Below are 21,534 nucleotides of genomic sequence, written 5' to 3' on the forward strand. Positions count from 1 at the left end.
TTCGGCTCTACCATTTGCTATGCCCATCTGCAAGCTTCGGGGTTTATCAACGACCATCTGACGGATTGCATTTGCCGGAAAGGGTAAGATAAGGCATCCCCTCTTCATCAAACCGGACCGGAATCCAGAGATATCCCGAATACATTAGGCTCTTGGGCCGCCAAATATCGGCCATGAAAAGGTAGCGGTTGCCGGGAAGCTGCAAAATGTAAGTGCTTTGACCGCCGAAAGTCCGCTCACTTCCCTCGCCCTGGCAGGGATTGGGATGCTGTTTCCACGGTCCCCAGATGGAAGGAGCCGAGAACAGACGCGCCGCATTGGGCGCCCAGCCGGTACAACCGGAAGTTATCATCCAGTAAGTGCCGTCTTTCTTGAAGATAGCCGGTGCCTCATTGTGTCCCCCCGGAAAGAGACGGACATATTTTCCGGAATGTCCTTGATAGTCATCTGTCAGTTCGGCTATTTGCAAGGTCAGATTCTCTTCCGAAGAGTAGATATGATAAGCTATCCCATCATCGTCAACATACAATGTCATGTCACGGGACATCTGTCCGCCCTCCAAGTCACGCTTCACGAACAACCCCTTATTTACAGCCTCTCTCCACTCGGGTGTCCACCATTCTTCAAACTGTTCCATATTCCACTGCATGTCCCGTTCTTCCTCCGTCATATTCAGCGGAAATATTCCAGGGCAGACACGACTCGAAGAAACAAAACGATAAGGTCCCGTCGGAGAATCACTGACAGCCACTCCCGCACGGGCAGCCTCATAGCCTTTACCCTTCAGCTCCAAATGAAACCACATGACAAATTTCTTCGTCCTTTTGTTGTAAATCACCTTGGGACGTTCCATAATACAGCCTTTCTCTATTTCATTGCCCGCTTCTTCCGATACAGACAAGGCCACCCCCTCGTATCTCCAGTTACATAAATCGGTAGAAGAGTAGCAAGTTACTCCCACTTCCGTAGAGAATCCCTTTGCCGGACGGTGTTCACCGAACCAATAATATTTACTGTCAAATAACAGTATACCACCACCGTGTGCATTAATATACTCCCCGTTTACATCGTTCCACACTCCGGCCGGAACCATTTCGTCCTTTCCCTTTAAGGTGGAATCATTTTGTGCCTGCAGACCGGTGATTGACGCTACGATAACCAACCATGCCCCTAAAAACTTGAAATTAAAATTAGTCATACTCTGTCTTGTTTCTATTTATAAAGAAGGGAGCAGGACGCCTTCTCACCAGAAAGTGTATCCTACCCCCTAAATCAAATACCTATTGAAAAATGCCTTTATTTCTCAGCCGGCTGGTCAGCTACCACCGGCCAATAAGGATTCTGGTAAAGAATGGAAGTCGATACATCCGCTCCCGAAGTGGCTGTCAACTGGAACTGCTTGATCATGATAGGATTCAAATAGTGTGCCATCTTCCAAGTACAGCCGTTATAGGCAGACTGGTTGCTGCTTCTCTCGAACGGACGGAGATACTCACTCTTGTCTTTCGATGAGACATTAGCTTTGTCTGTCCCGTCAGCAACCAAAATGGATTTTCCATTATCATCCAAATACCAGTCCTCCATCGGAGTATTCCACAAATGCATACCTTCCAGATGGCTGGGAGCAGTCATCAGTTGGTCCATAGAACGCCAACGGCACAAGTCCATGTAGCGAAGACCTTCAGCCAGGAACTCGCAACGACGTTCACGACGGATATTATACAGAGTCTTGTCAGAGATGACACTTCCACCCGTATAGGCTCCCCAATCATTTTCAGCCTCCTTGCTCATGTCCGTTGCAGCGATAGTCTTGTCAAAATCAGTACTGATGCCGGCACGTTGACGAAGTACAGTCCAATATTCACGAGCCGTAGCATCCAGCGTTCCATTGAGCAGATAACTTGCTTCCATATAATTCAGCAGAGCCTCAGCTGCACGGAAACATACAGCTGCCGTATAACCACCGCCATTGGCATAATACTTACGGTTGAATGAACCACCCTTGCGCAATGCATAGCCGGTAGCATAGCCACGCTCACCGTCACCACTCGTAATGGCCGGATAGGGCTCTTCCATCACAACTTCCGTACCTTCATTATTATCAACTTCAAAAAGGATGTTCTTCTGTCCCGGTTCTTTCAGGAAGATACTGAGACGCGGGTCACGGTTTACACGTACATCAGCAACCGTCTTGTCGCCCATATAATAGCCGTCACCATCCGCATAAGAACCGTGAGCATAAACCGGAGTACCATCCTTCATCAGGAAATTCTGTACGAATCCACGGGTCAGACCGATACGGTAATTACCACGTCCGGCAGCGGCATTGATGTTATGAGTAGAGAGTCCGCGGGCATACTGGCGCCACAACAGTACTTCCTTCACATCCGAAAGGTCTTCTTGTGCAAACATATCAAAGTAAGGATTTGACGGGTCATCAGCTGATTGTTGCAACACACCGGTATTCTCCGTCAAACTCCCTTTGTATTTATCTGCTACAAGTTTGGAAGCCTCTACGGCCTGTTCCAAGAAGTACTTCACTTCATTATCAATGTTTCCGCTCGGATACTGATAATTGTTGTGAAGAGATGCCCCCGGCCAGCCTTCTCCACCAGGTACGAATGCCGTACCCTTGAAATTCTGCAACCAAGTAGCCTCGAACAGTGCCACACGTGACTTAACCAGCATCGCAGCATCCTTATTGATACGCGTCGTCGCCATATCGACATCACTCATATAGGCATAAGCCTTGTCAAGATCGGAAATGATGAAACGTGCCACTTCATTACGCGGAAAACGTTTGCTGGCTTCACGGAGAGCTTCCATCTCATCGGCAAGCGGTTGGTTGATAATCGGGAAGTCGCCGAACAACTGGAGCTTCTTAAAGTACTCGTAAGCACGCAGGAAGTACATTTCTCCGATATAGTGCTTGATGGTGGCTACACTCCCGGAAATTGTATTTTGTGAACCGCTCATGTCCTCACCGAATTTGGGAAGTGCTTCAGACAAAAAGAAATTAATACGATAGATGCGTTCGAACTTCCAATTGTCACTTTCGCTATGAGGTACTTTCCAGCGATCCTGGGTATAGCGGTCATTGGCATTCACCTCTATCTGGTTATCGGTTCCTTTGTCTTCACCGAAGATGCCATAAGTCCACTGGCCGAATGACGGAAGGACATTGGGATATTCATCATTCAGATTGGCTTCCAACTGGGCCGCAGTGGAGTAATAGGTTTCGGGAGAAATGCTTGACATCGGCTCTCTGTCCAGAAAATCATCGCAGGAAGTCGTTCCGGCAATCACTGCCATTGCCATGAACGCTTTTACAATATATCTATAATTCGATTTCATAATATTCTTCATTATTTATGGGATTAAAGTGATACGCTAAGTCCAAAAGACCAAGTTCTTGAAAGCGGGTATGCATTACCGGCACTCTTGATAGGTGCAGAAGCATTGCTGTCCGTGTTACCACCGCTGATGGTTTCGGGATCGAACAACTTGCTCAGTTTGGTTCCCGTCCACAGATTCTCGCCCGATACGAAGATGCGGCAGTTGGTGATACCGATTTTGCGAATCATGGAAGCAGGCAATGTGTAGCCAAGCTGGAAGTTCTTCAAACGGATATAAGACGCATCCTGCAGATAGCGGGTTTGGGTTTCCTGGTTCTGGGTACTGTCAAATCTCGGACGCGCATAGTATGAATTGACATTGGCGGCAATCTCATGACCGGCCAGCCCGACGGGTTCATCACGGAAGTAATCTTCGTGTTCCTTCAAACCGGTTGACCACCACATACCCCATTGGCCAACGCCCCAGAAGATATTGGAACCCTGCCAGTAGTCACGCTTCATCACTCCCTGGAAGAAGAGGCGAACATCAAATCCCTTGTAATTGGCATTCAAGTCAAGACCGAAATGATAACGGGGAGTATTGTTGCCTATCACCTTCAAGTCACCGTGGTCCTCCAAAGTCTGTGCACCTTTGGTGATGCCCGGTTTTCCATCCTGGTCGGCATACATGATGTCACCGGCAGTCCAAACGCCGGAACCGATGGCACTTTGTCCGCCCACTTTATTCAGATGCGCCTGCATCTCATCATCTGTCTTAGCAATTCCCACGGTTTCAAAGCCCCAGATTTCACCAATCTCGCGGCCTGCGATATAAGTATTGATTGAGTTTGTCGGGTTACCCGGGTATCTGTCTATATAAGTACGTGCATCAGAAACATTGAACTTAATGCCATAGCCCATACCGAAGTTGGTGCGGTCCTGCCATCCGATGGTAAGTTCCCAACCCTTCGTCTTCAAGTCACAGTTATTGGTCTTGGGAGTCGCAATACCCAATGTAGCGGGCAACTCTACAGACGGACCTACCATATTGTCCGTATAACGGATATAAGCATCGAATGACCCGGTCAGACGGTTGTTGAACAGCCCCCAGTCAAGACCGATATTCCAGGTACGCACTTTCTCCCAAGTCAAGGCTGTACTGATAAGGTCGCCTACATAAGCAGTGTTTGGTTTCAGTCCATTCTGCAGCCAGCTTCCGTTTGCCTGCTTCAATGTCATGGCACGATAAGTAGGATACCAGCCGTTTGTATTCATATTCCCCAGTTCACCATAAGAGAAACGGAACTTCAACTGATTGCAAACATCCGCAAAATCTTCCCAGAAGTTTTCCTGGGCAATGTTCCAACCCAAAGAGAAGGAGGGAGACAACTGCCAACGATTGCCACGGCGGAAGCGGGAGGTACCATCATAGCGCAAATTGGCCTCTGCCAGATAACGACCTTTATAATCATAGTTCAAGCGGCCAAAGAAACCCGCTGTGGCCCACTCATTACGATAGCCACCCACCTCGGGCACCTTATCCTTACCGGCGCCGTCAATATTCGATATCAAGTCCAGTTCCGGAAGGTCTTCCACCTGCAAACCATATCCTTTGGCACTAAAAAACTTCTGGCGCATTTCTTCGGACTGAAAACCACCCATTACCTTAAAATTATGATCATCATTGATAGCAAGAGAATAAGTGGAGTAAATATTCCAGTTCATGTAGCTCTCTTTCTTGTAGTCTTGATAGAGACTTGAGGTTCCTTGCGTATCCACAATATTTCCACTCACATCGTGGTTATAGTAAGGAAGTCCGGTTTCACGTGTATCTATAGAATTGGTACTATAGTTGAACTCAACATTGGTAATCCAATTCTTCACGGGTTCGAATACCAAGCTTGCTTGATGATAAACCTTATCTGTCTGCACATCGCGCTCACCACCCAATGCAAGTGACATCGCCGGCGTATCGGCATTACCATTAAAATAATAGCCGTTTTCATCATAAACCGGAAGATTAGGCCAAGTCTGACGGCCGATTCTCTCATACAAACCGCCACCAAAATTGGTAGGACGGCCAAGGTCTTGACGGACATAACGCAAGCTGTAATTGAACTTCAACCATTTGGTCAGCTCGGCACCAAATTTGGCAGTAGCATTATAGCGCTTCAAGTCATCGGAACCATGACGGAGCAAACCATTCTGATCCAGATAGCCCAATGAAGCATAATAATTGAACTTGTCACCACCACCGCTTACACTGAAATTATGTTCTTGCGAGAAGGAAGAGCCCTTGTAGATTTCGGAAAACCAGTCAGTATTGGCATACGCCGTAGTAAACGGGTCGCCTGCCGGTTTACCCCATACATTGCCATCAGTAGGCAAACCGCCACGATTAGTACCTCCCGCAGCCTGGAAGTCAAGCATCTGCTGCATCACTGTATCAGAGAACTGGGCATTGTCCTGACCGTTGCGTGCAGCCTCATTGAAGTAGTTGGCAAAGGTATAGGAGTCCATCATCTCCGGCAGATTCACCGGACTGTTGAAGCGGAAGCTGTTGTTGTAGTTGATAGTCGGCTTGCCCGATTTGCCTTTCTTGGTAGTCACCAAGATAACACCGAACGGTGCACGCGACCCATAAATAGAGGAAGCGGCAGCATCCTTCAATACAGAAATATTCTCGATGTCCTGCGGATTCACCGTATTGATGTCACCTTCCATACCGTCAATCAAAATCAGCGGACTTCCGCTTGAGCCGTCACCGATGGTACCGTTGCCACGGATATTGATGGACATATTCTTGTCCAGTTCACCGGTATTGGTCGTAATCTGCAAGCCCGGTACCAAGCCCTGCAATGCCTGCGTGGCATTCGCTACCGGACGTGCTTCAATTTCCTTCGCCGTAGCCAGCCCCACAGAACCTGTCAGGTTCACCTTCTTCTGCGTGCCGAAACCTACCACTACCACCTCGTCCAGCATTTCGCTGTCTTCTTTCAGAGTCACAGTAAAGGATGTTTTTCCAGCCACCGGCAGCTCTACCGTCTTATAACCGATAAAGCTGATTGTCAAAGTGGCATCCGAAGGGACTTTCAAAGAGAAATTACCGTCAATGTCGGTAATTGTTCCATTCGTCGCATTCCCTTTCTCCACTACACTGGCGCCAATCACCGGTCCCATCGCATCATTAACCACACCTTTTACATTGATTGTCGAACTCTGTGCGTTCAAGAACTGAACATTCAACAGAAGGGCCATACAAATGGCCAAAGTGACATACACTTTCAGCCCGAGTCCTTCAAAGAATCTCTGTCTTTTCATTGTATAAACTTTAAGATTAAACATTAATTGTTTCACTTTCACTCTTCATTTTAACCGTGAAAACAATGGCAAATGTAGGCGAATGCTGATAGGAAGACCTCCAATAATGCTTCTACGAGGTAGAATTTTAGTTATTCGACCTAATTGAAGCATAATTTGACTTGATCTATGACTGTATGAAGCGTTCCTGATATTCCGTCGGCAACATGCCGAATTCCTTTTTGAAACAAGAACTGAAATATTTCGGGTCATTAAAACCGACGGCATACGCCAGATCGGAAACACGCACAGAACTCCCCTTCTCCTCCATAATGCGGCAGGCCGCTTTCAGACGGATGTTACGGATAAAGGCAGAAGTATTCAGTCCCGTCAGGGATTTCAGTTTCTTGTAAAGGGTGGACTTGCTGGTGCCCATCTCCTCCACAAACTGGGGCTGGTCGAAATCTGAATCTTCCAGATGGCGGTTTACGCAGTCAATGGCACGCTGCATGAAGTCCTCATCAATGCTGGTATAGTCCAGTTCCTTGATTTCGAACACCAGTTGGTTCTTAAAGTCATGCGCCTTGCGTTCTTTGTATTTCAGCAGATTGCGGATGCGTGCATGCAGCACGGCCAGGTTGAACGGTTTACTGATAAAGGCATCCGCCCCCACTTCATAAGCTTCGGCACGGTCTTCCTCCTTGTTCTTGGCTGTCAGAAGAATCACGGGAATATGACTGAGTTCCAACTTGTTCTTCACACACCTGCAAAACTCGATGCCGTCCATTACGGGCATCATCACGTCCGAAACAATCAGGTCAATATCCTCATTGTCAAGCACAGTCACAGCCTCCTGACCGTTTTCGGCCGTATGGACATTGTATTCACGTTTCAGCAGCCGGACCATTAACTGCAAAAGCTCCTCATTGTCCTCCACCACCAGTATGGTATGAGCTTTGGGCTTTTCAGCAACCACATTCTCCGCATTCTCCTCTTCAAGATAGGTAACGGTTTTCTGTACCGGAAGTACAGCTTCCTCATCAATCTGTTCTTCCTTAAAGTAAGAGCGGTCTACGGGCAAGGTCACGATGAATTCCGTTCCCCGGCCTTCCTCGCTCTCCACTTCAATGCTTCCTCCATGCAGCTCCACCAAGTCCTTTACCAAAGAAAGGCCGATGCCCGTACCAATGGTGTTGAACTTCCGGTAATCCCCCTCGTAGAACCGCTTGAAGAGGCTCTTCTGCTTGTCCTTTGAAATGCCACTGCCATTATCCTTTACATGCAACCGGACGAAGTCCCTGTCTTCGGCATACATCAGCGTGACTTGTATATAGCCACCCTCCTTATTATATTTGGCGGCATTGGAAAGCAGGTTGTAGAGAATCTTGTCCAGCTTGTCCGTATCAAAATAACCGATAATCGACTCCGGATTACAGAGTACGGAGAAATGTATCTTGCGCTTTTTGACAAGCGGCAGGAAAGATTCGGCTTCATTTTTCACAAACGCCGCCACATCTCCTGGAGAGACACGCAACTTCAGATTGCCGGTTTCTGCTTTACGAAATTCAAGAATCTGCTGCAACAGACGGATGAGCCTGCTGATATTGCTACCCATTACCGTATAAAGGTCGTCATGCCCGGGAAACCGCATCTTCAACTCATCGACGGTAGCCGAGATAATGGTCAGCGGAGTCAGCAGTTCATGCGTGATATTTGTAAAGAACTGCAATTTGGCATGATTCAGTTCTTCCAGTTTGGACTTCTCCATCTCCCGAAGATGCAGCTCATTACGCAGCTGCATCCTGTTCTTTGCTGTCCGGAGAATGAAGCAGACAATAGCTGCCCCTATCAGTGCATAAATGATATAAGCCCACCATGTAGCCCAGAACGGTGGCAATACCACCACCTCAAGTTCACGGATTTCCTGACTCCAAATGCCATTTTCATTGGTGGCTTTCAGACGGAACCGATAAGTACCGCTCTTCAAATTATTATAATAGGCAAAACGGCGGTTGGCATCCGTATATTGCCAATCCTTGTCAAAACCTACAAGCTGATAGGCATACCGATTTAAACCGGGATTCTTATAAGTAAGGGATGCGAATTCAATACTGAAATTATTATATCCGTAAGGCAGATCTAACTTCCGTGTAAACGAAGGCATGACAGAAGAAATCCGTTCTCTGACCTCCGGTTCCAATACCGCAAAAGAACGGTTGAAGATTTTTATATCCGTAATCAGATAAGGCACGGCTTCATTGTCTTTCTCCAGAGATGCAGGAAAGAAACTGTTATAACCCTTATTTCCTCCAAAGAATAACTCGCCCTCCCTACTACAAGAAGACTGTGATATGAAGAAGTTATCCTGCAGACCGTCTGCTGTCGTATAGACACGGACCGTAGCCAAATTCTCGTCCATCGGTACAAAAAGCTGTACCAGCCCCATATTGGTCCCCATCCATAGACACCCTTGCCTGTCTTCCTCTATAGACCCTATCATGTCGGCAAACAGCTGATATTCCTGATTCTTTTCCGTAAATACATTTTCCTTATAATCATATAGATACAACCCTCCTCCCTCAGTTCCGGCCCATAGCCTTCCCGATTTATCCACATGCAAACACAACACCGAGTTCGTTGCCAGCTGGCCGTTGTTATAACTATAGTTACTATATTTCAGCGTTTCGGGATGCTGCACATCCCCCATAATATGTATAATTCCATAGTTGGCTGTCGCAATCCAGAAGCTGCCATCCGCATCCTCCACAATATCCTTCACATGATACCAATCCGCCAACCCGCCTCCGGCAAAAGAAAGTGTTCCGAACCTATAATGCCCTCCATCGGCCAAACTGATTCCCATACCGCCGCGACAGCCTACCCAACAATTCCCCTTACTGTCCTCACACAAGGCCGAAACGCAATCCGAATAGAGATAAGGCGTGTCGGATTCAGTCAGCACCTTCACTTTCTCTCCTTTCTCATAAATCAAGATACCACCGTCATAGGTAGCGAACCATACTTCTCCATTCTTACGCTGAATAATGTAATTGACCGTGGGTACACCGGGAATATCCGAGAATTCCGGGATATGGGAAAAGAACGACAACACACCGGTTTCATAATCCTTGCGTGCCAGCCCATAACTTCCGGTACCCAGCCAAAGGTCTTTATCTGCATCGGCAAACAAAGCGCGGACGGCAGTAGTAGGCACGTCATCCTCTGCCAGATTCAAAGAATAGAAAGCAAACGGAGATTGTTTCGTGTCTATCATCAGGACACCGCCGCCAATGGAACCCAGCCAGATATTATTGAAGCGGTCGCGCAACAGTGAATTTATTTCATCACAAGGTATATGATATGCCGAATGCAACGACTTGTAATTAATGAATGTACCGGGATTCTCCTGCTTCATAATGCTCAGCCCCACCCGGGTCCCTATCCACAAGGTATGGGTGTGTACATCCTCCACAATATCATAAACAATATTGTCCGACAAGCTGGCATCATCCCCTATCCTATGCGAATAATGCGTATAAGACACGTTTGCCATATCCTTTGGGTGATTCAAGAGAAATAATCCGCAATCCCAGCCACCGACCCACATTTTCCGGTTTGAATCCTGATAGATAACATGTGCCGAGTTCCGTTCATTGATTTTGGGATATGCATAGAATTTATCCTCCTTCCGGGAATAACGAAAAAGACCACTGGACCAGGTACCGACCCACAAATCCCCATCCGAGTCCTCGAACAACGATTTGATGGAAGCTGCGGGAAATATACCATCGGTGGACTTGCCGTCATACATCACGAAGGAGTCCTTCTCTGCCACATACCGGCATAAGCCAGAATCCGTACCAATCCATACCTCATTTTCCCGGGTGACCAACAGGCATGAGACCGCATTGTTTGGAATGGCAGGCGCAGTATATTGACGGATTTCTCCGGTTTTCTTATTGAGTGTGTTCAACCCCTCTTGTGTACCAATCCACAAGAAGCCGTCATTGTCATCGGCAAAACAATAAATGTTGTTACTGGTCAACAAACCGGGAGTATTCAAGCTCGATTTATAGACAGTAATCTGGTAACCGTCGTATTTACAGAAACCATACCGGGTAGCAAACCACAAAAAACCTTCCTTATCCTGATATATTTTCTGGACCTCATCCGTCGGTAATCCGTCTAATGTAGAAATCTGCTTGAACTTCAAACGGGAAATAACATTCCCATCAGCCGCATGCCCCAAGGCAGGATACATTGTCCAAAAGCTGAACAGGAGAAGACACGTATGCAAACAAAAAAAACTTACTCTATTTTTCATATACCAGATATTAGGAATTATGACAAATATAGCAAGTTCAGCTCACTTTAAAGAAGAATTATGCTCTTTTTTTGTCTGCAAATACTTCAAACAAGGCTTTATTCCTTACCTTTACAGCCGTGTTCTACACCCTAACCGTAGACAAGCAAACAACATATGGAAAATAAATTCGACTACCAGTCTGTGCCTTATGGCTTTGCACATTGCTTCAACAGCCAGTGCGTCCATAAGGAAGAATGCCTGCACCACTTGGCTGCTACCAATTGCACCTCGCAATGTCCTACTTTAAGCATCATCAATCCGAACTGTATCCCTGCCGATACCACCAACTGCCCTCATTTCCGGAAAGCCCTGAAGTGCCGGGTTGCATGGGGCATCCGGCACCTGCTGGACAATGTACCCCACAAATGTGCAGCCCCGATGAGGAACCAGCTTGTAGGACACTTTGGCAAGACCACCTATTATCGCTTTTACCGCCAGGAACAAGGCTTGTTTCCAAAGGCACAAGCATATATCCGTCAGGTTTTCAAACAATACGGAATTGCCGAAGAACCGAAATTCGAGAGATACAGCGAAGAATACAGCTACAACGATTGAAGCATCCGGACAGCTCAGCTCTTACAAAGTTTATTTTTGAAAAACATCTGTCATGCTATCACGCAGAGGGGGATATCCTTTTGATTATAAACCGATTAAAGCGTGAAAGATACCCGTGATAGATAAAAATCTTCACAACCATCCATCACGCCATAACAAAAGCAGTATCCGATACTTACTTCATTCACCACAGAATAGTGCTATATGCCTAGTTCTCAGTATGAAACTTTTAGTTTCTTAAGCAAATACTATTGGTTTCAACCTTCTAAAACAAAAGTTTCAACAAGAGAAACTAAGAGTTTCCCTTAGGAAAACCATTGGTTTCAACAAGTAAAACCTTTTGTTTCAATAGCCGGAAACTATTGTTCCGACAAGCAAAACCAGCGTGGAAGTCTGCACAAAGCATCCCAAATCACCTGCTTTTTCGACTCAAAACATCAGATTTTCCACAGAAAAACGCTGGAATCGACCTAAAAAAGCATGGAATCACTTGCAAAAAGAGCCTGATTGTCGTACCTTAGTACACTGTAAGCAAACCATTTTGCCTGCATGTGACAAAACAAAAAATAGAAATGAAAATCACCCAACTGAGAGAAAAAGACGGGAATCTGACACTGAGCACGACAGACTTAGACACCTTCCTACAGAAAATCAAAACGGAGACCAAAACCCAGCCCGTATCCACTTTCCGCCAGCAACTGCGATACTGCTTGCCCGGCAAGCGCTGCAACGAGGCAGACCGACTGCCCAAAGTACTCCCGGCAGCCGAATTCCGCAAGACGAACGGTGTTTGCCAGATGAAAACCTACAACGGCATCGTGGAACTGACCGTAGGCCCGCTTTCCGGCAAGTCCGAAATAGCCCTTGTGAAACGTCTTGCCTGGGAACAGCCCCAGACGCGGCTCGTATTCACCGGTTCCAGCGGACGGACTGTAAAGATTTGGACTACCTTCACCCGTCCGAACAACTCGCTGCCGGGCAAACGGGAAGAAGCCGAGGTGTTCCACGCCCATGCCTACCGCCTTGCCGTGAAATGCTACCAGCCCCAACTGCCTTTCGACATTCTGCTGAAAGAGCCCAAGCTGGAACAGTACTCCCGCCTCTCCTTCGACCCCGAAGCCATGTACCGCCCGGACTCCATACAGTTCTATCTTGCACAGCCCGTCTCCATGCCCGACGAAACCACCTATCGGGAAGCCCTGCAAGACGAGAAGTCACCCCTGACGCGCGCCGTGCCGGGATATGAAGCCGAAGAAGCCATCATCATGCTGTTTGAGGCCGCCTTGCAGAAGACTTTCGCCGAAGCGACGGGTGCCGGTGCCGACAACAGCCTGCACTCCCTGACCGTGCGCCTTGCCGAGAACTGTTTCCGTTCGGGCATCCCCGAAGAAGAGACCGTGAAGCGTACCTATTTCCATTATTATCTACGCCAAAAAGAGACTGTCATCCGGCAGATTATAAGAAGCGTTTACCAAGAGAACAAAGGCTTCAATACCCAAAGCAGCCTCAGCAAAGAGCAAAGACTTGCCATACAGACGGACGAGTTCATGAAACGCCGCTACGACTTCCGCTACAACACCCAAGTGGGTGAGGTGGAATACCGTGAACGCCACTCGTTCCGTTTCCGCTTCTCCCCCATCGACAAGCGCACGCTGAACAGCATTGCCCTCGACGCACAGAGCGAAGGCATTCCCCTGTGGGATAGGGACATCAGCCGATATATCTACTCCAACCGCATCCCGGTATTCAATCCGCTGGAAGATTATCTGTACGACCTTCCGCACTGGGACGGGAAAGACCGTATCCTGGCACTCGCCCGGACAGTACCCTGCAACAACCCGTACTGGGCCGAACTGTTCCACCGCTGGTTTCTCAACATGGTGGCACACTGGCGCGGCAATACCGACAAGAAATATGCCAACAGCGTCTCCCCCTTATTGGTAGGTGCACAAGGCACCCGCAAAAGCACCTTTTGCCGAAGCATCGTCCCGCCCGAGCTGCGTGCCTATTATACGGACAGCATCGACTTCTCGCGCAAGCGCGACGCCGAACTTTACCTCAACCGTTTTGCGCTCATCAACATCGATGAATTCGACCAGATAAGCAGCACCCAGCAAGGATTCCTGAAACATATCCTCCAGAAGCCGGTGGTCAACGTGCGCAAGCCATACGCCAATGCCGTGCTCGAGATGCGCCGATATGCCTCGTTCATCGCCACCAGCAACCAGAAGGACTTGCTGACCGACCCCAGCGGCAGTCGCCGGTTCATCTGCATAGAAGTGACGGAAGCAATAGACACCAACCGCCCGATAGACTACAACCAGCTTTATGCCCAGGCCATGCACGAACTGGACCACGGCGAACGCTATTGGTTCGACCAGTCGGACGAACGGATTATGACGGAAAACAACCACGATTTCGAACAGATACCGCCCGAAGAGCAACTGTTCTACCACTATTTCCGCGTTGCCGGAAATGACGAGGAGGGAGAATGGCTGTCGTCTGCCGAAATACTGAACCGCCTGCGCCGGTACAGCGCCATCCCGCTGTCCACCAAGAGAGTGAATGTATTCGGAAGGATACTGCAGAAACATGAAGTGCCGTCCCGCAGAACACGGTTCGGCACGCTGTATCATGTGGTGGAGTGCAAGAGACAAGAAGATTAGTCTTTAAAATATTCAGACACCGGCAATGCTTCTATCGTTTTATCTCCTACGGAAAATTTGTCATGTTGGTTATAAGTGAGTATCAGTCCATGCCCCATCTTGAAGAAAGACAAGGCATCCAGTAAGCCATCTACTTCCCTTTTCCGGTTTTCTGCGGTCAAGGCATAGCATACCTGGATGGCAAGCTGGGGCACAGAATTGCGTACAACTATAAAGTCGCATTCCTTCCGGTTCTCATTATAATAGAATATCTCAGAATAACGGCGACGCAATTCCGCAAAAACCATGTTCTCCAGCCTCCGACCCTCATCACGGGTGAAAGATGGAGAGGTGACAAATACAACACCATTGTCCACACAATACACTTTCTTCGGGTTCAACAGTTGCGCTTTATATGAATATGAAAATTTCGGAACAAAGTTTATCAAGTAAGTCTGTTCGAAATAAGAGAAATAATCAGACACAGTAGAAGTACTTTTCATTCCCAGTATCTGTTTCAGTTTTGTAGCAGACACCAGATTGCCCACATTCCCCATCAAATAGGCCAAGAGACTTTTCAAAGAGTGGTCATCACGTATATTATATCTCACGGCAATATCACGATATACTATATCATTGACTAAATCCGTCAGAACATCCTGATCATCCAGTTGCAAGTATTGAGGGAAGCCACCCTGATGCAGATAGTCGTACAAGGAACTGTCACCGATAGTCTTACCCGTAAAACCGCAATATTCAGCATACGAAAAAGGGAACAGTTCTTTCGTAATATGTCTTCCTGTCAACTTCGTGCCCAATTCACGACTCAACATCGAAGCATTGGAGCCGGTGATTCCCACATAAAACCCTTCATCCAACTTGCCCCGAATATACACCTCCCAACCATCAACAATCTGTATTTCGTCAAAAAGAAGAGCGATACACCCTTCATGTTCCTTAATAACTTCATCCACTATACGGAAATCACTGAATTCAAATCCATACAGTAAAGGGGTATCAAAATTCAAGGAGAGCACCTCTTCCGGCTTGTATCTATCCACCGATAATTGTGCCAGCAATGTACTCTTACCACAACGGCGAATACCAGATATAATCAGTGCATAGTCTGCTACCAAGGGAGGTAAAGACAACAATAGGTCACGTCGGAAACTTTGAAATTTCCTCAACCGTTCACGTTGCACACGTATGGCTTCTACTATATCCGATTTGCTTATCATAGGGCTATGTCATTTATATTCAGATACAAATATAAACATTCCATTCTGAATAAACAAATCTATCCATTTAGAATAGATAGATTTGTTTATTCGGAATGAAAGCACTACCTTAGCACCTCATTACAAAAATAACGCTTATGCAAGACATTATAAACGGACGTTGCGGCTGGTGCGGAACCGACGAGCTGTATGTGAAATACCACGATGAAGAGTGGGGAAAACCGGTAACAGACGACAAGACACTATTCGAGTTTCTTGTATTGGAAAGTGCCCAGGCGGGACTGAGCTGGATAACCATCCTCAAAAAGCGGGAAGGCTACCGCAAAGCCTTTTGCAATTTCGATGCCGCGCAAGTGGCGCAAATGACCGACGAAGACGTGGAACGGCTGATGCACTTTGACGGCATCGTGAAAAACTGTCTGAAAATCAAGTCGACCATCACCAATGCAAAGCAGTTTCTTGTCATACAGAAAGAATTCGGCAGCTTTTACAACTATACGCTATCCTTCTTCCCCGACCGGAACCCCATTATCAATCATTTTCAGTCATTGAGTGAGATTCCGGTATCATCTCCCGAATCAGATGCCATGAGCAAAGACATGAAAAAACGGGGATTCAAGTTCTTCGGCTCTACCATTTGCTATGCCCATCTGCAAGCTTCGGGGTTTATCAACGACCATCTGACGGATTGCATTTGCCGAAATCAGAAACAATAAAACAAAGAAATATACAGAAGCAAGCAAAACATCAACACAAAGCGGTCACCCTCCCCCATCGGAAAGGCGACCGCTTCAGTGTTATAAAATCTGTTTCTCAGTATGTAATACACTGAGAAGAAATGTTATTCTATTCCGATACTATGGCATACGGGAAAAAGGATGAACGTAAACTCATAATCAGCGTATGGCACCAGGTATTCCGGACGGGCTATACGTCCCCAACTGTCTTCGCAACCCAGACCAGCTTGCACCTTGTCGATACAGAGATTAGTCAAATCAGCTTCATCCACCTCTTGCGAGTGTCCTTGCTCTTTGCTCCAGCCTTCATCTAAAGACTCGATGGTATAGTGCAAGGCAGATGCGGAGAAGGGAGCGGCCGCCACAATCTTGATGCCATTACCAGACTGATCCAACATCTTCCACCAACGAATATCGGTCTTTGTTCCATTTTCCTGCGGACGGATGTAGGGATAGAACTGCTCAGCCACACTTTGGCGATAAATGCCTAAGTCGGCGCAATGATTACGGTCAATATAGTTTTCAACCGGACCGCGTCCATAGTATTCAACGGTTTCAAAGCTGCGCGGCATAGGCATCTGCAGACCGAAACGGAACATGTTCGATACTTTGGCATTCTTGTCGGCAGTCAGCTTCTGGGTCACCTTGACGGCACCGGCATTGTTGATGACATAAACAAGGTTCAGCTTAGCTGAAACACCCGGCATGTCGTAAGCAGATTCTACAATCACCTGATTGTTCTCCGTGCGCTGTTTGAAAGAGGTCAGTTTGATTTCCGGATTCTTCCAAGCGATATATTTGCGTTGCAGATTGGCACCGTAGTCGTTGTCAACAGGCGCACGCCAGAAGTTTGGTTTTAAAGCCTCGCCGTCTTTAATCATATCCCGGCCATTCACTTCGTACTTAGTCAGATAACCGTTGTGCTTGTTGATTTCTACACGGAAAGCATCACCGGAGACGATGAGGTAGTTCCAATCGTTATCCTGTACTTGGGGAGCCGTCATCTCGATATTGCTCTGTTCGCAGTTCTTCAATTCCATGGAAGGAGCTTGGTAAGGATTGAGCGTCAACTGGTCTTTTGCCACTACATGTCCGGCGGAAAGCAATCCTTCACGGTTCTTCAGCTTATAGGAAACATTCAGCAACCACTCGGTGCATTGGCAAGTCTTGCCCAAGTCCAACTTGATTTTGGCTGTCTGTTGGGGAGCTACATTCAGATTATCCACACGACCGGTCCGTATCACCTTACCGCCTTTCAGTACCTCCCACTCCATATAATAGGCAGAAAGATCACGGAAGAAGTATTCATTGAACACATTGATTTCGCCGTTCTTCAAGTCGGCCGGAGTAGTCCAGATGTCCTGATAGATACGGCCTACCTCATACATGTGGGGATTGGGCACACGGTCGGGGCTGATAAGACCGTTATCGCAGAAGTTACCGTCGCTGGCATCAAAACGGTTAAAGTCACCGCCGTAGGCATAAATCATCTTACCGTTTTTTCCTGTCCAACGTACAGACTGATCAACAAAATCCCAAATAAAGCCACCTTGGAATTTGGAATATTTACGCACCAAATCCCAATATTCTTTAAAACCTCCTTGCGAGTTTCCCATCGCATGAGCATATTCGCACTGAATCAGGGGCTTTGTCATAGAATCATCCTCACTGTATTTCTTACATCCGTCATAGCCATAATACATCGGGCAATAGATGTCTGTCTTGCCTGTTTTACCGGCTTGTTCATATTGTACGGCACGGCTCGGGTCTTCAGCCTTTATCCAATCGTAGGCAGCTTCGAAATTAGCGCCATAGCCGGCTTCGTTGCCCAAAGACCAGAAAATGATGCTGGGATGATTGAAGCTACGCTGCACATTGCGCTGGTTACGCTCCATATGTGCTTTCCTATAGTCCTCACGTTTGGCAAGTGTCTCTTCCCCATAACCCATTCCGTGGGATTCGATATTGGCTTCGGCCACTACGTAAATACCATATTGGTCGCAGAGGTCGTACCAGAGATTATTGTCGGGATAGTGGCAGGTGCGCACGGCATTCAGGTTGAACTGCTTCATCACCTGAATATCCTGAATCATGCGTTCGCGAGAAATGACGTAACCACCGTCCGGATCCATCTCGTGGCGGTTGGCTCCCTTGAAGAGAACGGGCTGGCCGTTGACAAGTATCTGACTTCCTTTCAGCTCTATCTTTCGGAAGCCCACCTTTACGGGAATCACTTCACTGCTGCCTTGCAAAGTGGCACGCAGGGTATACAAGTAGGGCGTTTCTGCCGTCCACTTATGAGGATTCTCCACATTTATCAAGGCAGTAGCGTTACCTTTGGCGACAGCTGTAGCCACCTGTTTTCCGGCAGCGTCCAGCAGTTCAAGACTGATATTGCCGCCACCCTTCACATCAAGCTGTACTTTCAGGGAACCGTTCTTATAAGCAGTATCCAAATCGGGAGTGACACGGATGTCCTGAATGCGCTTCTTGTCACGGGCATACAAGTAGCAATCGCGCCCTACACCGCTATAACGGAAGAAGTCCTGGTCTTCCAGATACGTCCCGTCACACCAGCGGAATACCTGAAAGGCTATCAGATTCTTTTGTCCCGGCTTCAAGTAGGGTGTCAGGTTGAATTCAGCCTCCAGTTTGCTGTCCTCACTATAACCTACGTACTTGCCGTTTACCCACAAATACATATTGGAAGTCACGGAACCGAAATGAGCAATGATGTCCTTACTCTTCCAGTCGGCAGGTATTACAATCTCACGACGGTAGGAACCTACATTGTTATTCTCCGTTGGCACCTGCGGTGAATTGTTCTTGAACTGATTGCGCCAGGCATATCCGGTATTCACGTAGATAGGGTCGCCGAAACCGTTCAGTTCCCACATACCGGGAACGGCCATATCGCTCCATCCCTTGTCGTTGAACCCCACTTTCCAGAAATCCGTGGGACGGGCATCGGCATTCTTCACCCAGAAGAATTTCCAGATACCGTTCAGAGTCATGTAATTGGAAGAATGTTCTTTTGCTCCACGAGCCGCAGCATCTGCCGACTCATAGGCAAAATAGTTGGTGTGCATCGGAGCACGGTTCACGGCATTTACTTCAGGGTTTTGCCATTCAGTGAAAGACTGTGCGCTTGCGGCAATGGCAAAAGTCGCAAGCAGTCCGGTAATGAAATGTTTCTTCATGGTAAATAGTTTATAAAAATTAGCAACGGCATACAAGCAGAACCGGTATGCCGTCACAAAGATACGCCTATCCTATAATTAAAAGGAAGAATAATCGTTCAAAAAAGGCTGAATTTAATTCTTTAAATAAGTGTTCATAACTAGTTCACATAATTAAATAGGTGACTAAATGGGAATTTATTTTGATTGAGTACTTATCCGCAAACGATAGACTCCGAACGAACGGGGCTGAAGCTCCAGGCTCAGAGAACGGGAAGCCACCTCCACCGGACGAATACGTGGAACAATAGCCTCCTGCTCCAGTGTATTCTTGGCTTTCCAGTCATCACTTTGCAAATAGGTGCAGGAACCCGAGACAAGCTGCCGCTTCTTCAATCCGCTGAACTCTATCTGTACCTTCTCCGATCTGCTGCCCGCATTGACAAGCTTCAGAATTACTTCTCCCGTAGGAGCATCCAGCACTGCCGATGCATAAAGGCTGTCCTGCCCCGTCACGGGTTTTCCGTCCATTTGCAGGTTCAGCACATCTGTTCCGGCATTCATACCGTACATCTGCTGTACGTAATAGTTGGGAGTCCGCATCATACGGAGATTGTCGAACCAAATCAAATCGGGATTCCACTGCCAGGCATCCACATGGGCAAACAACGGAGCATAGGTAGCCAGGCGCACCACATCGGCATTACGTTCCAGTCCCGTCATAAAAGCTGCTTCGGACAGTGCCGCCAAGAAATTATTGGCTTTCCCGGTGGGGTGGTCATGCGATGCATATTCACCGGCAAAGACTTTCGGTCCTTTACGGTCATAGTCATCATAGCGGGCAGCATTGGCAAAGAACCAGTCGGGAGCCATATAATAATGCTCGTCCACCAAATCCACCCCGATGCGTTTCATTTCGGGCCATAGGTAATCGAACTTGTCCCCATCTGCACTCGGACCGGAAGAACCTACAATCTGCATATCGGGATATTCCGCACGGATGGCTTTCGTGAACACTTCCAGACGCTCGGGATAGACTTCCCCCCACTGTTCATTGCCGATGGCAATCATTTTCAGACCGAACGGTTCGGGATGTCCCATATCGGCACGCACCTTTCCCCACTTGGAGGTTGCAGCACCGTTGGCAAACTCGATGAGGTCGAGGGCATCCTGCACGTACGGGCCGAGTTCTCCAAGGGGAACCACTTCGTTGCTTTCGTATTGGCAGGACAGCCCGCAGCTCAGTACCGGCAGAGGCTCTGCACCGAGGTCTTCACTCAGCAGGAAATATTCGTAAAAGCCAAGTCCGTAACTCTGGAAATAATCCGGGAAAGCTTTATGCTTGAATGTATAGTTCCAGCGATTTTCGTTCAAAGGACGGTTCTCTACCGGACCCACGGAATTCTTCCATTGATAACGGGTGGCAAGGCTGTTGCCTTCGATGATACAACCGCCGGGAAAACGGAATACTCCGGGATTGAGGTCATAGAGGGCTTGTACCAAGTCGGCACGCAATCCATTCTCACGCTTCTTCCAAGTGTTCACCGGGAAGAGAGAGATGTGGTCCATATCTACCGTACCCTCCGTCTGCAACACAACACGCAGACGCGAGCGAACATCGGTAAAAGGAGCTTTCAGCACAGCCGTCAGCTTCTGCCATTCACTGCCTTTCACTTCCAGTTCCTTCTTCAGGAGATTCTCTCCGTTGGAATTCACCAGTTCGACGGAAAGCTTCATTGGTTTGGTATCCGGCGTACGGACATAGGCGGAGAAACGGTAATCTTCTCCTTTTTTCAGGCCGATGCCACGATAACCTTCATTATCCAGTCCGGCACGCAAAAGACAGCCGTCATTGGTAATGCGCACATAATGCGGATTGCGGTCGAAGCAGGGCCGCTCGTCCTGTACCGTCACCTCGCCGAAAGGTATCCACCCCACCAGCGGCTGCGGGAACTCAAAAGAGCGGTTCTTTACCAGTTCGGCATACAAACCACCGTCCGCACCGAAATTAATGTCTTCGAAGAAGATTCCATACATGGCAGGATTTATCCGAGCCGTCGGTTTTGATACATCAACAGTCATCACATGCTGTTGCGCCTGCATGCCAAGAACAACGAACAATGTCAATAGAAATAAAAGTCTTTTCATGGTTTTAATCTGTTTATAACGATAGCATAAG

11 protein-coding genes are annotated in these 21,534 nt (G+C 47.7%); 4 read left to right on the forward strand and 7 right to left on the reverse strand.

Annotated elements, in window-relative coordinates:
* Nucleotides 1-87: DNA-3-methyladenine glycosylase I (locus ABUA47_RS01945; RefSeq protein WP_195508250.1), on the forward strand; the 87-nt coding region annotated here is incomplete at its 5' end.
* Here ABUA47_RS01945 and ABUA47_RS01950 read toward each other — a convergent pair.
* The 4 genes from ABUA47_RS01950 to ABUA47_RS01965 all read right to left on the reverse strand — a co-directional run bounded on the left by ABUA47_RS01950 (nt 47) and on the right by ABUA47_RS01965 (nt 10,959).
* Nucleotides 47-1,198: a glycoside hydrolase family 43 protein gene (locus ABUA47_RS01950; protein WP_035449150.1), complete on the reverse strand. Its 1,152-nt coding sequence runs from the start codon at nt 1,196-1,198 to the stop codon at nt 47-49. The genes ABUA47_RS01945 and ABUA47_RS01950 overlap by 41 nt on opposite strands.
* Before the next feature lie 98 nt (nt 1,199-1,296).
* Nucleotides 1,297-3,354, reverse strand: coding sequence for a RagB/SusD family nutrient uptake outer membrane protein (locus tag ABUA47_RS01955; protein ID WP_035449347.1), 2,058 nt, complete (start codon nt 3,352-3,354; stop codon nt 1,297-1,299).
* A gap of 23 nt (nt 3,355-3,377) precedes the next feature.
* Nucleotides 3,378-6,656, reverse strand: coding sequence for a SusC/RagA family TonB-linked outer membrane protein (locus ABUA47_RS01960; RefSeq protein WP_005833257.1), 3,279 nt, complete (start codon nt 6,654-6,656; stop codon nt 3,378-3,380).
* A gap of 166 nt (nt 6,657-6,822) precedes the next feature.
* Nucleotides 6,823-10,959 (reverse strand): two-component regulator propeller domain-containing protein, encoded by a 4,137-nt coding sequence (locus ABUA47_RS01965; RefSeq protein ID WP_349824379.1) that lies wholly within the window; start codon nt 10,957-10,959, stop codon nt 6,823-6,825.
* Nucleotides 10,960-11,115: 156 nt separating this feature from the next.
* Here ABUA47_RS01965 and ABUA47_RS01970 point away from each other — a divergent pair, with 156 nt between their 5' ends.
* Both ABUA47_RS01970 and ABUA47_RS01975 read left to right on the forward strand, forming a co-directional pair.
* Nucleotides 11,116-11,556, forward strand: a complete 441-nt coding sequence (locus ABUA47_RS01970; RefSeq protein WP_005830148.1) for a DUF6078 family protein — start codon at nt 11,116-11,118, stop codon at nt 11,554-11,556.
* Nucleotides 11,557-12,128: 572 nt separating this feature from the next.
* A complete protein-coding gene (locus ABUA47_RS01975) occupies nt 12,129-14,222 on the forward strand; it encodes a BT4734/BF3469 family protein (RefSeq protein WP_057255792.1) in 2,094 nt (697 codons plus the stop codon).
* Here the strand turns inward: ABUA47_RS01975 and ABUA47_RS01980 are convergent.
* Nucleotides 14,219-15,439 (reverse strand): ATP-binding protein, encoded by a 1,221-nt coding sequence (locus ABUA47_RS01980; protein WP_005830138.1) that lies wholly within the window; start codon nt 15,437-15,439, stop codon nt 14,219-14,221. The genes ABUA47_RS01975 and ABUA47_RS01980 overlap by 4 nt on opposite strands.
* A 137-nt stretch (nt 15,440-15,576) precedes the next feature.
* Here ABUA47_RS01980 and ABUA47_RS01985 point away from each other — a divergent pair, with 137 nt between their 5' ends.
* The gene (locus tag ABUA47_RS01985) at nt 15,577-16,155 is read left to right on the forward strand and encodes a DNA-3-methyladenine glycosylase I (protein WP_349831396.1); all 579 of its coding nucleotides are present in this window, start codon (nt 15,577-15,579) and stop codon (nt 16,153-16,155) included.
* Between the two features lie 125 nt (nt 16,156-16,280).
* On the opposite strand, the gene ABUA47_RS01990 is transcribed toward ABUA47_RS01985, so the two are convergent.
* On the reverse strand, nt 16,281-19,376 hold the full coding sequence (locus ABUA47_RS01990) for a glycoside hydrolase family 2 TIM barrel-domain containing protein (protein WP_347774354.1): 3,096 nt from the start codon (nt 19,374-19,376) through the stop codon (nt 16,281-16,283).
* 177 nt (nt 19,377-19,553) lie between these two features.
* Complete coding sequence (locus ABUA47_RS01995) at nt 19,554-21,503, reverse strand: alpha-L-arabinofuranosidase C-terminal domain-containing protein (RefSeq protein ID WP_005830131.1); 1,950 nt, start codon at nt 21,501-21,503, stop codon at nt 19,554-19,556.
* Nucleotides 21,504-21,534: the final 31 nt, after the last annotated feature.

It is taken from the genome of Bacteroides sp. RTP31139st1_H2_RTP31139_211217 (assembly GCF_040227615.1).
Taxonomy (GTDB): Bacteria; Bacteroidota; Bacteroidia; order Bacteroidales; family Bacteroidaceae; genus Bacteroides; species Bacteroides uniformis.

Bases quoted from the DNA above. Each gene is read 5' to 3' on its own strand.
- ABUA47_RS01970 (WP_005830148.1), top strand. From the start codon at position 11,116: ATGGAAAATAAATTCGACTACCAGTCTGTGCCTTATGGCTTTGCACAT.
- ABUA47_RS01965 (WP_349824379.1), bottom strand. From the start codon at position 10,959: ATGAAAAATAGAGTAAGTTTTTTTTGTTTGCATACGTGTCTTCTCCTG.
- ABUA47_RS01985 (WP_349831396.1), top strand. From the start codon at position 15,577: ATGCAAGACATTATAAACGGACGTTGCGGCTGGTGCGGAACCGACGAG.
- ABUA47_RS01975 (WP_057255792.1), top strand. From the start codon at position 12,129: ATGAAAATCACCCAACTGAGAGAAAAAGACGGGAATCTGACACTGAGC.
- ABUA47_RS01950 (WP_035449150.1), bottom strand. From the start codon at position 1,198: ATGACTAATTTTAATTTCAAGTTTTTAGGGGCATGGTTGGTTATCGTA.
- ABUA47_RS01995 (WP_005830131.1), bottom strand. From the start codon at position 21,503: ATGAAAAGACTTTTATTTCTATTGACATTGTTCGTTGTTCTTGGCATG.
- ABUA47_RS01980 (WP_005830138.1), bottom strand. From the start codon at position 15,439: ATGATAAGCAAATCGGATATAGTAGAAGCCATACGTGTGCAACGTGAA.
- ABUA47_RS01990 (WP_347774354.1), bottom strand. From the start codon at position 19,376: ATGAAGAAACATTTCATTACCGGACTGCTTGCGACTTTTGCCATTGCC.
- ABUA47_RS01955 (WP_035449347.1), bottom strand. From the start codon at position 3,354: ATGAAATCGAATTATAGATATATTGTAAAAGCGTTCATGGCAATGGCA.
- ABUA47_RS01960 (WP_005833257.1), bottom strand. From the start codon at position 6,656: ATGAAAAGACAGAGATTCTTTGAAGGACTCGGGCTGAAAGTGTATGTC.